A 15,194-nucleotide genomic window follows, 5' to 3' on the forward strand; every position below is an offset into this window, starting at 1 on the left:
TCTTCTAGCCTTTCTGCATATCTTTTCCATAGCAGACCTAAGTACGCCAACCGGAAGCTCTATCACGAAAGGTTAACCTCGGACGCGTGTGCTTTCTGCGCTTCGCACAATACCTTCTAAGAAAAGAAAAACAACTGCGCGAAACGTATACTGGCCAATCTACACAATATCGTACAAGTCTAACCATTACTGAAACAGGAAAGCGGGGCTCGCTGATTCTGTCTTGTTCATGATGTTTAGATTGCGCATCACCTAGTGACTCACTTGAAGGGACAGGATCACCCAGCCATACCAAACTTACTCTTAAGCCGCGTTAGCGATTTTTTTACAGGTCCGGCTAAAATCTGCCTTCGGACAACTCCGAAACACCCGTTTGCTTAAGCACGATGCCTAGTTTCATACTTACTCACACTTCGAAGATATTGGAGGCCCTCGAATTGAGTACTAACGAAGATTCTTTAGCTCTTACGAAGGAACCGACAGTGCTAGTGAACGACAACGATCTAATTAGCCTTCAAACGCGCCCTTCTATCAGCGAATACGCTAAAGAAATTTGGCTACGACGCCACTTCATTATGGCGCATGCTAGGAGCCAATCTCTGCAAGATGGCCAAGGAATGTACCTGGGTCGGCTTTGGATTATTCTGAACCCTATCCTACAAATCGTCGTTTACGGCGTCTTATTTGGGTTAATACTTAAGACGTCAAGGGGCATGGACAATTTCATAGGCTTTCTCACAATCGGTGTCGTATTTTTCGGCATGCTCGGACGAGGCTTAACGCAAGGGAATCGGTTGATTCAGTCTTCGCGTAACCTCATCGGCGCTTTCACTTTCCCAAGAGCCGTACTTGTTTTTTCTGCAGCCTGCAAACAGACTATCAACGACATTGCTCCGGCTTGTGCAGCAGTTATCGGCGCGGTCCTTTTTCAGCTGGACTCTCCGCTTCACGTCACCGTTCTTCTCGTGATTCCTCTCTTTATCCTGATTCAAATATTCAACCTCGGAATGGTCTTCATCATTAGTAAGACAACCGCGTTTGTACCGGATTTTAAGGGGATCGTTACCATTATCCAGAGAGGACTTTTTTACTTTTCGGGAGTTTTTTACGATGTGTCGCGGTTCGCTGATGTACCTGTGCTGCGAGAAATCATGCTTGCAAATCCTTTCTACCAATTCTTGAACGCTGTTAGAGGTTGCGTACTAGACGGCTCGGCTCCCAGCACCGAAACATGGGCATATTTGAGCGCTTGGAGTTTCACCATTGCAGTCGCCGGATTCATCTACTTTTGGAGCTCAGAAGAGAAATATGCAAGTGTCAAATAGAACCACAGTTGCTGTAAGAAATGTGTCGAAATTTTATCGTCTGACATCGGCGGGCTCAGAGATGTCGTTATTACCCCGGAAAAGCAACATAACCGTCAAGGCCCTACGCAAAGTCTCATTTGTCGCAAGCGCTGGAGAATCTATAGGGGTAGTCGGCCGAAACGGGTCTGGAAAGTCCACGTTATTCCGAATAATTGCAGGCAGCGAGGCCCCGACTGCGGGTGAAGTCCTAGTTTCCTCAAACCCAACTTTGTTGGGCGTTTCCTCCGCTCTACAAAACAATCTGTCTGGAAAAGACAATATTATCCTCGGGTTACTAGCGATGGGACTTACACCAGACCAAGCGAAAAATCTTTGGCCCGGAGTCGCTGAGTGGGCTGATATAGGTGAAGCTGTGAATCGGCCCCTTCGGACCTATTCCTCAGGCATGCGCGCACGCTTGGTATTCTCCATCTCCACTTCGGTTCGCCGTGAGATTCTTCTCGTAGACGAGGCGTTGTCTACTGGAGATAGTACTTTTACGTCTCGTGCACGGGACAGGATGAATCAGTACTTGAATTCAGCCGGTACAGTTTTCATTGTTTCACATGGTGCAGGCACAATACAGGAGTATTGCAACCGTGCATTATGGCTGCATAACGGAGAAATCTTGATGGACGCAGGTGCGGAGGACACGACAAAGGCCTATGTCCGATGGAGTAAAATGATGTCCCGCAGCCAAACCGAGCGCGCAGAGTCGTACCTACAATCCATTCGGAAGTCCTACGCCAAACCACAAATCATTTTAGACAGTGAGGCTGCCGAAACTCTTGATATGATTCAGTGAGCTAATCAGCCCCAAGATCGATTAAAGCTTGGAATATAAATCCTTATACTTCTGTCCGTTCGCTTTCCAACTACGACCTGCGGCGAAGCGACGAGCTTCCCGACTAACGGCAGGCATGTTTTCCAACAAACGCGTGAGTTCTTGTGCGTTGCCAGCTTCGAAATATTGTGCATGCCCGCCTGTGACCTCCCTTAACGCCGGAAGGTCCGAGGCGATCACAGGAATTCCCAGTGCCTGGGCCTTCAGCGATTTAAGCGGGGTAACTAGCCTCGTCACTTCAGAGTCAATCCTAGGAACGACGAAAATATCCATAGCCGCATACCAGTCAAGAATCTCCTCCTGCCCCACTCTGCCAGGAAAGATCACTCGGTCCTCTATTCCAAACTGACGGGCCAATTGCTTTAACCTTGGCAAATCATCGCCATCACCCACTATCAACAAAACTGGTCGGTTGTTAGCCGCAGCCCCTGCCTCGATCAATGTCTCTATGCCTTCATAAGCGACTACGGAAGTAACTATTCCTACGACCCTTTTTCCTTCCAGTCCCAACGATTTGCGCACCCACGAAGAGCCAGTCTCAAAAAGGTGTATCTTCTCGTCTAATGCATTCGGAATAACTGATATATTTTCGTTACGGAGACCGCGCGCTTTTAACGCGGCTCTTTGAGTCTCACTGAGCAAAACTACCCCACCAGCGGCATTCATTGCTCTGATTTCCTGTGCCTGTGAGCACCTATATTTATCAGAATGTCGCGCCATGCTCTGAAGCGGTTCAGGCAGTTTACTTAGCCAAGTTGATTCCAGCTGGCCCCGCACTTCATACACCCAGGGTATCCCTGAAATCTTAGCGGCTTCGCTAACAATAAGGGCATTCTTAAAGCTAGAAGTAGTATGCAAAACGTCAATCGCTTCACTCTCGATCATCTGAACGAGTTTCCTAACAGCTAACTCCCTATACCGTTTTCTCGACCAGGGGAAAACTGCTGGAATCAAGTGACGCACACTAATCTCTTCTTGCTGTTCACCCGTCGCAACTTGATTCTTCCCAATTACCGCAGGATACCCCAAGCGAGTCACAGCCATGGGCTGCAATCCGGCCCAGGATTGAGCTTTCAAAACTGATTCTGTTCGCTCAGTATAGCCCGACTTCGTGTATGGTTTGCTGTTTGTGAGATAATGCAGAATGCGCATATTTGAATTTTGAGAAATGGATCCGCGAATGCTCGGAGTAAAACCAATAGTCAACTCCTCTAATTCCTCTTTAACGTCTTTCGCCGTGAAATGCCGCGCTATTCGTCGCACCCTCGACGATTCGATTGTAGATAAATAATCGCGATAACAGCCACTTTTTCGTAATGCCTCAGTCTGATCGATTTCCAATCCCAACTCAGTGAGTGCTGAATACAATCCCTGCCCCGAATAGCTAAACCTTCTTAATACTCGCTCCAAGAAATACAGCGGATCGATCATTAATTGCTGAATGCTAAAAGTGACCATGCACGAAAGTGAACACCCCCTTTCGAATATGCTCGCTCTAATCATTTTTCTCCAAAATTCTCGGTATGATTTCCGTTTCAACTATTTTCCGTTCTTTTACAACCCACGCCTGAGCTTCGCCTTGAAGTTCTAATAAGTGGCGATCCCCCGCAAGTTCTTTAATTTTTTCTGCTAGGAGTACAGGCTGATTAGGCGGAACCACCTGTCCCGCACCTAATCCCTGAATAAGTGAAGCTGTTTCACCGTTAACAACACCGATGATAAAAACGCCCCTTTCCATTAGCTCATAGGTTTTCGAGGGCACAGCTCGTTGCAACGCTTCCCAATCCGCTAAATGAACCACGGCGCAATCAGCCCAAGCGTAATACTCTGACATTTTCTCTGGGCTGACAGGCTGCTCGAACTCGACGGAGCCACTCTTATCGTTCCACGTATCTTTAAGACGAGAGAGGGCGTCACCCTTACCTAAAATTTTGACTTTCACATCTACCCCTCCCTCAACAGCGATGTCGATTGCTTCTAGGAGGTTTCCCAAATTCTGGGCACGGCCTACCGTACCTGCATAGAGAATCCGCAGTTCAGGAGCAAATGCCACCCCCTCATCGTCTGCCTTTTTTGCAGATTTCAGTTGAGGGGTCGGGAAGACATTTCGAATTAGCAACGCCTCTGGCCGACTGTGAGCCCGAAGATCTAGTATCCGCATTATTGAATCCTGCAGGTGCCTTGAAGTAAAAATCATTGCATCGGCTCGGCTATACACTAGCCATAAAACTCGCTCGACAACCCTGAGAAGTGCTTGTTTCGGCCCCCTCTCCAAAAGCTTCTGCCGTAAGGACTTTTTGCCAAGTGCCTGGTTCCATTCACTAGAAACATGTAGAAGATCAGGCCAAGCATCACGCAAATCGATGATGTAAGGGACCCTTAATAACTTCGAGACAAACAGCGTGACGGCAGCCGTCGGCAAAGCGGGCACCGTCCCGATTACCAAGTCAGGAGCGAAACCCCTCGGGGATGAAGCTCTCGGAAAGACTCGAATAACCATGCCACATGCAACGACAAACTGATTTAGCACTCTCTGGGTTAGGGAATGCGTGGCAGGGATGTATGGGCATCTTAAAATCTTCTCCCCAGATGGACCAACCTCTACGTCAAGAGTTCGCCCGTTCAATATCCTTCGCCCCCAGTTTTTCCACGTTTTCTCACGCCTATAATGCGGTGGGGGCGCAACCACCATGATTTCCGCCCCTTGCCCGATCAGAGTGCTAGCCAACCATTGCCACCGCCGTTGGGGAACGCCTTGTTCAGGAAACCAATACTGAGATAAGACGAGAATTTTCAAGCTGCGATTCCTTTTCACGCGTGTTCGAAATGCCAGTACAGGGTCTTTCAAACCCCTTCACCGATGATCTACAGCCCGCAAGTCAATCACTCTAATTCATCGAGGTACAGGCCCAATTGTCATGCCATAGTGCTCTCTCAGGAGTATACATTCAAGCCTAAATCGGCTTACAAATATCTCCTTTTCTCCCAATAGGCAATGAACGACCTTTCCACTAAATGACCTGCCGATTTGGAAGTCTTAACACTCAACCTATATAGTAATTCTCGTTGCACAGAGCAAAGCGACTTGCTCAGCTGCATACGCTTATTCCTCCATAGCTCAGTTGGCAGAGCATTCGACTGTTAATCGAAGGGTCACTGGTTCGAGCCCAGTTGGAGGAGCTTTTAATACACCCCCTTCTACCGGTGTTTTTGCTGGTGGTTGGGGGTTTCTGCGTTTTTGGCATTACAGCCTTTTACAGTGGTTTACAGCGGTTTACAGTGGCGCGTGTCGTGGAATTGCATTGGCGTTTTAGCCCCCTAAAACGCAGAAAAGGACCCCCACCCGACATGGGTGAGGGTCAAAATTCAAAGGAGTTCAAAAGGTTATCGGCGTGCTCGCCATTCGTCGAACGGCATGAACGGTGGCCTCGGCAGGCCCAGGCTCTCTAGCCATTCCACATAATCTGAGTGGGCAGTCAGCCGGTCTTCTAGGGTGGCGATGCGTGCCCCCTGTGACTCTAATTGCTGTTGCTGCGTCTCCAATCGCTCTTTGAAATAGGCTTTCATCTCAGTGGTCAGGGATTGCCAGGTGGCGGGCTCCGCCGCTTTACGGTCAGCGGAGGCTTTGGCTCTCACACCGGCGTAGGCTCCGAGAGCTGAAATGATGGCGACGATGATGGTGGCCAGCTGCCCTCCATCAATCTCGCTGAAGTGCATCACGAATCTCCTCCCCCTGTAGCGTGGGTTCGCGGTGCCCGCGCCACACCGCCCAAATGACTAGTAGGGCTAGGGAGAGGTAGCCGATGGAGGACACCCAGGCGCGTGGACTGTCATTGATGATGCTATTCGTCAGGAAACTTAAGCCCCATAGAATATTCAGCCCTACCCCAGCCCCTACCGCTATGGGTGTGGCTTTATCCCACCATGCCGACAGGATGCACGCGGCACCAATGACTATCCAAATCACCGCCCACGTGGGCATGGAAAGAAATCCCTCGGCGGGGTGCGCGGCTTGCGCACGCGGTGACATCAAGGGCGGGAGGTAGGAGATACCGCGTGCCATGATGGAGATGCCGAGGATGACAAGCGCGGGGGCGTCCCCCATGCACCATGCGCGCATACGCCTAGCCGCTGGCTGGTATTGGGGTGGGAGTTTATCAATCGGCATCATCGTCACTCCCCTGCGGTGGTTGGCCCGGTGTAGACGGGCAAGGTTGGGGGCGCCGTTTCGGCTTCTGCGGCCTGGGCCTGCTCGGCCAATCGCGGCGCCATGGACGGGGTGACACCATCGACGGTGAGGCGGTTGACGAGTGTGGTGACGAAGAAACCGATACCACCTACGAGAAGTGCCGTCCATTCCGGGGCGTCCGCCAAGTACACGGGGGCAACACCCGCCACCCACGCCAGTGCTTGCAGCACGAGCATGATGGTGCCTTTGTAGCGTAGCCACCACGGCTGCGCCACCAGCTCAGCGGCAACGGCCTCCGCAACCTGCTCCCCCACCGTCGTGAAGATTGGGTTCTTGTAATGCTTTCCCATTTACTTCTTCCTCCGCTTCAATTCGTCTAGGTCTGCCTGAATCTGCGCGAGCTGGCAGCGGATTGCTGCAAGTGCATCAACCGGGGTGAGGTTGCGGCCTTGGCTATCCTGCCCTAATTGAGGCCAACCCTTACCCGACGGGCCACGCAATTGCCGCCAGATTTCCTGAATCGCATCAAACTGTGGGGTGAAAAACCCACTAATGAATGCGCGGGTGTGCGCGTTTACTTGTTCTACAGCGTTCATGGTGACGCTACTCCCTCCAGTGTTCTTGGCCGGTTGCTTTGGTGTAGTCTTGCCGGTCATTTGGTCGTACCAGTGCTGAGCGCGACGAATATACGCATCGTGGTACTTATGGCCGGGGCGTAGGTGATACGGGCACGCGGTGGAACCACCAGACTCGACACTGTGGAACCTGACGTTCTTACCGGACACGGGCCTGCCTAGTTTGTAGTAGCGACACAGAGCGGCTACTAGGTGCGCGCCTGCCTCGCGGGTGGCTTCACTGATAGGCCAATCCTGGTCAGGTCCACCACTATTAGAGTGCTCGATACTGATGGAGCGCTGGTTTGAGTACAAGTTCGCGTTCGACCATGCGGTGTCGGAATCGTTGACGGCTTGGCCAATCATCCCGGTTGGGGAGATGGCGTAGTGGGCACTAGCGGCCCGGTCTTGCCAGACCCTTACGCAGTCGTCAATGTCGCCAATCATGGCCATGTGGTGCAGAGTAACGAACTCGATTTTCGCCCCGCCCCTGCCTGGTGTGTAGTGCTTTCTGAGCAGGTTGTATTTATCCGGCTCGACGTTCATCCAATCCATGGATCCCTCCTTTGGGCAAAAATTTAGCGCCCCGTGGGGCGCGGTCGGTTTCTTTATGGGTGTACGGTGCTCGGCACTGATGACATCAACCCATCCGCCCCTTTATCAAGGGCCACCCGGGCCTGCGACGCGGAGGTGATGATGTGCGCAATCGTCGGCTTACCTGCCGCTTTCAGCCGGTCCCAGCCTGCCTGTGTGGCGTTCCATTCCAGGCCGAGGATGTCCCAGCGTGACAGGTCCGCTGCGTCTAGCTCGTTCTCGTACACCATGCACATGACGGTGTAACCCCTAGCTTTGGCGCGCTCGGCACTATCAGAGCCAGAGAAAAGTTTCCAAATGACACGCTCGGTAGGGTCGTCGAAAAGCTCCTCTAGTTTCTTAAAGAGCGCTTCCTCCGAGGCCAAGTCGCCTGGATTAGTGCTAATACCCGCCGAGGTTGTCTTGTGGTCCAGGGCCAGCACCGTCCCCTCCGGCATCATCTCTACTACCTCTTCTAGCCGCATAAACGGCCCGGTGCCCTGCTTTAGGGTTTTGATAGTGGCCCAGTCTGTGTTCCAGATTTCGTGCTTCACGCCGGTAGTGCGCTTCGTAGTCCAGTCATGCGAGCCGATGTACACGCCGTCCTTGGTGCGGTAGGTGGAGAACTCGTAGCAGCGGAACCCGGCATCAATCGACGCTTGTAGGCCTACCTTGGTCATCTCTGGGTATTCGGTGCCGCCGAAGCGGTGCGCCATGTAAAACGGGCGGGTCTTTAGGAAGCCCTTAACACCAGGCTCCACCACAGGGTCAGGGCTAGGTGTATCGCCCTGCGAGTCGTCGCCTACCTGACCCAACACCATGAGAATATCCCCGCCCTGGGTACGCCGCCATAATTGCATCTCACGGTCCCCGCCAGCAGCGCGCATCATAATTTTAGGCACGGCACACCACCTGTACGCCAGACCCGTTCGACGCCTGCGGATTCGGGTAGGTCACCACCAGGTCACCAGGCCCGCCCTTCGCCACCACAACGGTCTGCGGGTTCGCGCCCTGCTCGGTGACGTGGATCTTCTCCCAGCCGGGCGATACGCTAATCTGACCAGCTGTTTCCTGCGCGGTCGTGCGCTCAAAAGCAAAGCCGAGGATAAGGTCACCGGCCACAGCGGGCGCAGCAGGGGCAGTAATCGTAGTAGGTGGGCCGCCCTGAGTACGGTCCGCCACCGCACCAGCAGTCACCGTAGACGCCCCACGCACCGCAATAGCAGCCCAGCCAACATCAGCAGGAAGAGCAGACTTCACAGTCAAATCAGTCGTGTAGTCACCCTCAATAATCCAGGATTGCTGTGTACCTATCCAGTAGCCGTTAACGGGCTGTGTAAACCCAGCCGGGGGTGTCATAGACATACCGGACTTACCCTGCGTGTTAATCGCAATAATGATCTTGTCGCCCGGCTTCGCACCCTGGATGCTCGGCGTGATAGACGTAGAGCCGGACACATTGCCCGAGTCCATGCCCACAATCATAATCTCCGACGGGGCAGGGGTATCAGGCTGCGCATCACCACCATCTTCCGGGGTGACCTTCAGCTTGGGCAGCACATACAGCGTACCGATAGGTAGCTTCTCAATCTCGGCGAGGTCTTCAATAATCACAATCCCTGGCTCGCCCTTCGGTCCTGGCTCTCCCTGAGGGCCAGTAGACCCAACAGGTCCAGCCTCGCCCGTATCACCCTTGGGACCCCGCTCACCTTTCGGGCCAGGCGGGCCTGCCTCGCCGTCCTCGCCTTTGTCACCCGCATCGCCTTTAGGGCCAGCAGGACCCGGCTCACCCTTCGGGCCTGCTGGGCCAACGCCACCCTTCCCCATAAGAGACGCAACCATCTTCTCCAAGCTCGTCTTAGTAAAACCTTCCGCCACCTCAGCAGCGGCCGCTACCTGCCCCAAAGACTGAGAAGGAGCCTCTCCCACCAAAATAGGGATAGGCTCTAGTCTCCGTCCATCCACAACCAGCGTCATTACAGCCGGGCCAGGGACCGCGCTAAACTTCACTTCACCATTCGCTACCGAAACTTTATCCGTCTCAGTGGTTACAACCCGGTCCCCCGCTACACGAATGCGCGGAGACCTAACTAACAGCTCAGTGACCTTTGACGCCTTAGACGACACCAAAGACAAATTACCTTCAATAACTGCCACCGTGTCCTCCTAGGCTTTTTGGAAGAGGCTGGGTGATGCGTTTGGTGGCCAGTGGTTGGCGAGGATGTGGCCTGAGATGACCTTGTAGACGTCGCCGTTGTAGGTGATGTATTTACCCTTTTCCACTTGTATACCGGCGACGAAGGGGATCGGATTGTCGCGCTCGCCCTGCTTAATGACCTTGCCGGATTCATCGACCTTTGGGGCAGGTGGGAGGACTTCGTGGGTCACATCCCGCCAGGTGGTGGTGTGTACGCCCTCGGCCCCTGGTTCCCAGGTGTTGAGGTTCGCGGTCTCTGACAGCCAGTACTTGTCGCCGTGTTTCACGACTGCGCCCTGGCGGGAGGCCTTAAGGAAATCCGAGCCGGGGTTGGCCCACGTGGGCACCTTGCCGGGGTCGGCTTTGGCTTCCTCTAGGGTGACGTGGGCGGAGACGAGTTCCGGGGCGGTTTCGGCAAGCCCCGCGACAATTTCAGCACGCGCCTTTTCTTCGGCAGCGCGGGCGGGGCGTTCACGACGCTCGCGAGATACCGCGGCAGCAGCGTCCATGAGCCGGTCCTCGGGGATAGCGCGCAAGCCCTCCACCCACGCATCAAAATCAAAATCTTCCATGATTCATTCCTTCCAAATAAGTAAAGCCCCCCAGGGAGGGTGGCTATTGCATGTCGATTCGCTGCCATGTGATGGTGCAGGGCTTACCCACATCACCGGGCTCGGCAGCGTTACCCCAGTGCGGATACACCTTGGTCACACCACCCTTCGCGGCGACACGGTAGGTACAGGTCCACCGTCCCGGGCTACCGCTCATCTCGCCAATAGGGGTATATGAGTAGTAGCCGCCATCCGCGTAGTACCAGGGCCGGGCTTGTGTATTGGCTTCCATCGTGACCTGAATAATCCCATTCGGGATAGTAGGACGAGTGGAAGCAGAACCGTTGCTGTCAACGGTGACGGTGGTGCCCTGCGGTAGGACACCAGCCGGCAAATTCAAAGGGGCAGTCATCTAGACCACCGCCCCGGCGGTTAGGGAATGGGCGTCGGGGTGACGATGATTCCCCACCGGTATTTCGAGTCGGAATCGGTGAAAGCGCGATTGGCCTCGATGAAGAGGTCTCCCCCATCGCTGTCGGCCTGCACCTGGAATACCCCCCCCCCCCCGCTTCTTTCATCCACCTTTACAAGATCACCCGTAGGCGATGAGTAGTACACCCGAAACGATTCAGGAAATGTAGTCGAAATTTGCACATTGGAGACCCCACGCGGGATAGCAACCCGGCTGTTGTTCTTCCCGACACGTGAGTTCGGAGTCACGACAACAGGATTCCTAGCGCTTGAAGATTCAGGCCTCATAACCGCCGAATACGGCAGCACACCATCCAAATTAATGTTTGGACTAGTCATAGAAATTTTCCCTCCTTACAGGGGTTAAGGCCGTATAGCCATCTCGGCAATCGGCAAAAACTAAATTTGCTCAGTCAGCTTGACAGGACGGGTATCCCCCCGGACAGGCCGAATCCCCGTCACTTGATAACCGCCAATGCTCGCTGACGCGGGCAGCAATGCACCCGCCGAATATGTTTTCCACGTCTTTCCATCATCAGGGGTTACCTGCACCGCACGGCTGGTGCGATACCCCTTCCCCCGAGGCCAGTACACAATCATCGTGCCCTCATGCATGAGACCGAGGTTTACGCCGCCTTGAATTGAATCCTCATACGGTGGTATCTCCCATCCACCGCCGGCTTTCGGGATGAGCACAAACTCCAAAGCCCGATTTGGCCACCACATATCCACGACGATGTGCACTTTATCAACGCCGTAATTCGCCACCTCGGGCTCCACAGTCAGCCGTCGGTGCCCAGGACCGGCACCGTACGCGAAGAAATCTACACGCGAATTATTTCCCCACGCGTCTACCATGCGCCCAATAACCTGCACGCGGCCAGCCCAAATGCCCTTGAAATCTAATCGGAGTTTCCGCTGCGATTCAATCGGAGTCATCGTCATCAGCTCGTTATCAGTGACGGTGGTCATGCTGGATTTGTCAAAAAGTCGGGTGCGGTGCACCTCTCCCCAAAAAATCGCATTCTGCTGAATGAGCAGCGTATCCTCAAAAGCAGCCTGAGCTTTTTCCAGGCTAGACGCCGCCGCCACCGCTGAATCCACGGACTTCTGAATATTGCCCATGACCTCATCACGGGCAGCGCTCGTCTTTTTCAGAGCCTCCACGGAATCAGTGGCGGCGTCGACCGCGATATTCGTCTGCGCGATAGCGTTGGAGTTTTCTTCCGAGGCTTGCGCGGCGGACATAGCCGCCTGCGCGGCCTGCGCGGCAGCCGCCGCCACATAGCGAAGCGCTTGGGCTAGGAGGCGTTGGGATTCTTCGAGGACATCAATCTGTTCTTGTAGCTTCTTATCGGCCTCAATCAGCTTCTTGTCCGCTTCCGCGAGCGCGGCGATAGCCTGAGCATTCAAGTCAGCGGCGCGTAAAGCTTCCGCTGCCGCCTGGGATGCTTGCATCGCCGCCGCACCCGCCTGGGCAGCCGCCATAGCCGCATACCGGATAGCTTCGCCATGGATTTCTAGTACTTCGCTATGCGTAGCCAGAATGTCATCATGCGCGGACAGCACAGCCTGGTGTTTCGAGGCGACTTCCTTCAGCACATCCGCCAGGGAGCGGCCCGTACCACCCGCGTTATCCAGAAGGGATTGCGCGTCCTTGAGGGACTTTCGCGCCTTGTCCTGAAGCGGAGCAAGCTCGGCAAGCAGCGCCTGCGCCTCATCCACAAGCCCCTGAGACGTGGCCGCATCCTGAGCCGCCGCATTAGCAGCCCGCTGCGCCGCCACAACCTGCTTCTCACCCTGGGCCACCGCCGCCGCAGCCTCCTGAGCAGCCTTAGCCGCCTCACCAGACAGGCGAGCCACCTCAGCGTGCGCGGCCACTACATCATCCCGAAGCGGATCAAGCTTATCGAGCACCTCCTCCGCCTGGCGGGCGTACTCGATAGCGAGAGAAGCTGAGGCCTGAGCTTGTGCGCCCTGCGCCGCCGCCGCACCCGTCAACTGCCGCACTAATTGAAGGATGGCATTAGACGAATCCACCGCCTCCCGGGCCTTCTGAATACTGCCCTCAATATCCAGGCCGTCGACCAGCGCGGCAGTATCATCAGCCGTCTTCTTAGCCTCATCCGCCGTAGACTGAGCAGCAGAAGCCACAGAACGCGTCTTCGACGCCTCACGCGTACGCTGCCGCTTCTCATTCTCAATCTGCCCCAAAATCTCATTATTCCGACGCAGACGAGCCTCACTATCAGAAGCCACCTGGCCACCAACGTGCACCCGAACACCACGCAGCCCACCATCCACCGACGACTCCAAATCGCCAGCCGTAACAGGCAAGCGCAGATAATTACCCCACACGCGGTAACGCACAATATCGTCCAAGCCGAAATCCCGGCCCAGCTCGAAACCATTCATCCCGGCGCGGGAAATATCTCGCTCCACATACACATCCCCCTCGGAACGTTTCTCAGTGGAATCAATCGCGAGCTCCAAGTCCGATGTTTGAGCCTCAAGGTTGATAGTGGCGTCCTGGCGGATAAAGCCGAAATCAAACCGGCCCATGTGTTGCCCAGGGTTGCGGGCAATGTAGCCGTTCTGAATCCGGTCATCCTCCACCTGCTGCTCGCGGCCTTCTGGGATGACAACATCGAACCGGCCATATGAGTAGAACGCCAATCGGCGTCCCATGGTCACGCTGCCACCATCCGAGGACAGCACCACATGGTCTTTCACCGCCACCTACTCCACCTCCAAAGTTTGCTGAATCCGTACCACCATCGTCGGGGTGTCCAGCGTCAACCCCTCCACGGCATTGTCCCCCGGTAGCCACAGGCCAACGTCGAGAACAACGCCCGCCGCCATGGCCTGAGCCGATACCTCATCAAGCACGGACTGGTCCGTGGGGCGAATCAAAATGTAGGGGGATTCCAGCCCGGTCGGGGTGGGGTCAACCACCATCGGCGGGGCTTTCACAACCTCCGGGCCCATCGCCTTCCACGTGGCCTGTAGAGACTCCGACACCAGCCGGCGAATCACCGCCTCCGCGTCACCATCGACAGTGACACCATCGGCCACCGTGACCAGCTTGAAATCTTGCAGGTCACGCGGCTTCGAGAACCGCACACCCACATTCTCCGGCCCAGCCCAGTCACGCGTGAAAGTCGTCCACTTGCCCGACACGGTTGTGGGGGCGGAGAAACACGGCACAAGGGCCAGTTTTTTCAGCAGGTCAACACCATTAATCTCAATCAATGAGGGGAGTTCACGCCCTGCCTCCGCCGCGACGTGCGTGACCTGGTAGACGCGGCGCATTCCCTCACGCTCCACAAGCACGTATCGGCTAGCGTCCAACGACGTTGAGAGTTCTTTGCCTTCCGCGTCGAGCTCTAGCCACTGGCCCCGCGCCGTGGACAGTCCCTGTGCCACCAATTCATCACAGATTGGGTGCACACTTCCGTCCAAAGCGCGGACAGCTAGCTGCATCCGCAATGATGTTGGGGCGTTCTTGGTTTGCGGCGCAATCATGGACACCACAGGTGGGCAATCCATCAACGGCTCGCAATTCTCGTCCAGCAGGCCAACGTACTGCCCTTGGTCGGCTACCACTTGGGCGCGGTGCAGTCGGTAAGAATCCCAATCTACCGCCATGGGTCAAGTACTCCTATCTGCCACTCAAGCGCGGCCCCGGTGGGGAGTCGGTAAGTGCGTGTCTGTCCGGCGGGCACGCCCTCCGGGTAGGCACCGCTCATTTTCTTGCGCAGCTCAAAATCTGGCGCGCCGTCCTTAAAAGTGACGAAACCGGCCTGCGCCATGGATAAGGACACCACGCGCTCCCCGCTTGCCTTCGGCAGGGGGAAACGTGCCCCGGAGGGGAGGTAAACAGTGCCAGCAGCCCCTCCCCACCTGATTTGTGGCCATACTGTAAGGTCACCCCAATTAGTCACAGTGACGGTACCCGTGGCGGACTGCCAATCCGTCCACCACCCACACCGGTCAGCCACCAGCGGAACCTGTACATCACGCACAAACCCAGCAGACGTCGGATCTTCCTCCGGAGGCGAAATCGGCCCAGACAAACGCACCTGAGCCGACAACGCCTGAGAAGGCGACTCCACCACCAGCGTGCCCGGCTGCGTGCGCGAAAACCCAGAACGGAACTCCGCCCACACAGCATCCACATCATCCGCATCATCGCCACGCACCAGCACTGTCAGCGTGCCAGTCATCGGCTGCGGCTGGAAAGAATCAAGCGACTGGCCAACATCACCCACGCGGGCAACAGTAACGTCATCACCATCACCCACCAGGCCATCAATGCCACCGGACTTAATGCCAGCCAGCCACTCGTCCCCCATGAGCACCCACTCGTGCCCATCCGGGGCGTAGTACCGAATCTTGTACCGATTCAC

Annotated in this window: 15 protein-coding genes and 1 tRNA gene; 3 read left to right on the forward strand and 13 right to left on the reverse strand. The window is 55.3% G+C overall.

Going from position 1 to position 15,194, the window contains the following annotated elements:
* Positions 1-488: 488 nt before the first annotated feature.
* Both CAURIM_RS09290 and CAURIM_RS09295 read left to right on the forward strand, forming a co-directional pair.
* Entirely contained in the window at positions 489-1,325 is an 837-nt protein-coding gene (locus CAURIM_RS09290) for an ABC transporter permease (RefSeq protein ID WP_236659406.1), read from the forward strand.
* A gap of 61 nt (positions 1,326-1,386) precedes the next feature.
* On the forward strand, positions 1,387-2,151 hold the full coding sequence (locus CAURIM_RS09295) for an ABC transporter ATP-binding protein (RefSeq protein WP_201829531.1): 765 nt from the start codon (positions 1,387-1,389) through the stop codon (positions 2,149-2,151).
* A 21-nt stretch (positions 2,152-2,172) separates the two neighbouring features.
* Here CAURIM_RS09295 and CAURIM_RS09300 read toward each other — a convergent pair whose 3' ends face one another.
* Positions 2,173-3,648 carry a glycosyltransferase gene (locus CAURIM_RS09300; RefSeq protein WP_201829437.1) on the reverse strand — a complete coding sequence of 492 codons (1,476 nt, stop codon included), beginning with the start codon at positions 3,646-3,648 and terminating at the stop codon, positions 2,173-2,175.
* 37 nt (positions 3,649-3,685) lie between these two features.
* Positions 3,686-5,005 (reverse strand): glycosyltransferase family 4 protein, encoded by a 1,320-nt coding sequence (locus CAURIM_RS09305; RefSeq protein ID WP_343883989.1) that lies wholly within the window; start codon positions 5,003-5,005, stop codon positions 3,686-3,688.
* A 292-nt stretch (positions 5,006-5,297) separates the two neighbouring features.
* On the opposite strand from CAURIM_RS09305, the gene CAURIM_RS09310 reads away from it, so the two are divergent.
* Positions 5,298-5,370 (forward strand) — tRNA-Asn (locus CAURIM_RS09310).
* 204 nt (positions 5,371-5,574) lie between these two features.
* Here CAURIM_RS09310 and CAURIM_RS09315 read toward each other — a convergent pair.
* The 11 genes from CAURIM_RS09315 to CAURIM_RS09365 form a co-directional block, all read right to left on the reverse strand.
* Positions 5,575-5,910: a hypothetical protein gene (locus tag CAURIM_RS09315; protein ID WP_201829433.1), complete on the reverse strand. Its 336-nt coding sequence runs from the start codon at positions 5,908-5,910 to the stop codon at positions 5,575-5,577.
* The gene (locus tag CAURIM_RS09320; protein ID WP_236659404.1) at positions 5,888-6,295 is read right to left on the reverse strand and encodes a hypothetical protein; all 408 of its coding nucleotides are present in this window, start codon (positions 6,293-6,295) and stop codon (positions 5,888-5,890) included. The genes CAURIM_RS09315 and CAURIM_RS09320 overlap by 23 nt, the downstream gene beginning before the upstream one ends.
* Before the next feature lie 68 nt (positions 6,296-6,363).
* On the reverse strand, positions 6,364-6,729 hold the full coding sequence (locus CAURIM_RS09325; protein WP_201829431.1) for a hypothetical protein: 366 nt from the start codon (positions 6,727-6,729) through the stop codon (positions 6,364-6,366).
* A complete protein-coding gene (locus tag CAURIM_RS09330; RefSeq protein WP_201829429.1) occupies positions 6,730-7,548 on the reverse strand; it encodes a peptidoglycan recognition protein family protein in 819 nt (272 codons plus the stop codon).
* Positions 7,549-7,601: 53 nt separating this feature from the next.
* Entirely contained in the window at positions 7,602-8,468 is an 867-nt protein-coding gene (locus CAURIM_RS09335; RefSeq protein WP_236659403.1) for a glycerophosphodiester phosphodiesterase, read from the reverse strand.
* Positions 8,461-9,495, reverse strand: a complete 1,035-nt coding sequence (locus CAURIM_RS09340) for a collagen-like protein (protein WP_236659402.1) — start codon at positions 9,493-9,495, stop codon at positions 8,461-8,463. The genes CAURIM_RS09335 and CAURIM_RS09340 overlap by 8 nt, the downstream gene beginning before the upstream one ends.
* Before the next feature lie 237 nt (positions 9,496-9,732).
* A complete protein-coding gene (locus CAURIM_RS09345) occupies positions 9,733-10,335 on the reverse strand; it encodes a carbohydrate-binding protein (RefSeq protein ID WP_201829427.1) in 603 nt (200 codons plus the stop codon).
* A 43-nt stretch (positions 10,336-10,378) separates the two neighbouring features.
* The gene (locus CAURIM_RS09350; RefSeq protein ID WP_201829425.1) at positions 10,379-10,726 is read right to left on the reverse strand and encodes a hypothetical protein; all 348 of its coding nucleotides are present in this window, start codon (positions 10,724-10,726) and stop codon (positions 10,379-10,381) included.
* 458 nt (positions 10,727-11,184) lie between these two features.
* The gene (locus tag CAURIM_RS09355) at positions 11,185-13,524 is read right to left on the reverse strand and encodes a hypothetical protein (protein ID WP_201829423.1); all 2,340 of its coding nucleotides are present in this window, start codon (positions 13,522-13,524) and stop codon (positions 11,185-11,187) included.
* A complete protein-coding gene (locus CAURIM_RS09360) occupies positions 13,525-14,433 on the reverse strand; it encodes a hypothetical protein (protein WP_167595844.1) in 909 nt (302 codons plus the stop codon).
* On the reverse strand, positions 14,424-15,194 hold the full coding sequence (locus CAURIM_RS09365; protein WP_201829421.1) for a hypothetical protein: 771 nt from the start codon (positions 15,192-15,194) through the stop codon (positions 14,424-14,426). Before CAURIM_RS09365 ends, CAURIM_RS09360 begins: the two co-directional genes overlap by 10 nt.

The sequence above is a fragment of the Corynebacterium aurimucosum genome, assembly GCF_030408555.1.
Classification (GTDB): Bacteria; Actinomycetota; Actinomycetes; order Mycobacteriales; family Mycobacteriaceae; genus Corynebacterium; species Corynebacterium aurimucosum.

Coding starts and splice junctions, on each gene's coding strand:
- CAURIM_RS09360 (WP_167595844.1), bottom strand. CDS start 14,433: ATGGCGGTAGATTGGGATTCTTACCGACTGCACCGCGCCCAAGTGGTA.
- CAURIM_RS09350 (WP_201829425.1), bottom strand. CDS start 10,726: ATGACTGCCCCTTTGAATTTGCCGGCTGGTGTCCTACCGCAGGGCACC.
- CAURIM_RS09330 (WP_201829429.1), bottom strand. CDS start 7,548: ATGGATTGGATGAACGTCGAGCCGGATAAATACAACCTGCTCAGAAAG.
- CAURIM_RS09295 (WP_201829531.1), top strand. CDS start 1,387: ATGTCGTTATTACCCCGGAAAAGCAACATAACCGTCAAGGCCCTACGC.
- CAURIM_RS09300 (WP_201829437.1), bottom strand. CDS start 3,648: ATGGTCACTTTTAGCATTCAGCAATTAATGATCGATCCGCTGTATTTC.
- CAURIM_RS09320 (WP_236659404.1), bottom strand. CDS start 6,295: ATGGGGGACGCCCCCGCGCTTGTCATCCTCGGCATCTCCATCATGGCA.
- CAURIM_RS09325 (WP_201829431.1), bottom strand. CDS start 6,729: ATGGGAAAGCATTACAAGAACCCAATCTTCACGACGGTGGGGGAGCAG.
- CAURIM_RS09345 (WP_201829427.1), bottom strand. CDS start 10,335: ATGGAAGATTTTGATTTTGATGCGTGGGTGGAGGGCTTGCGCGCTATC.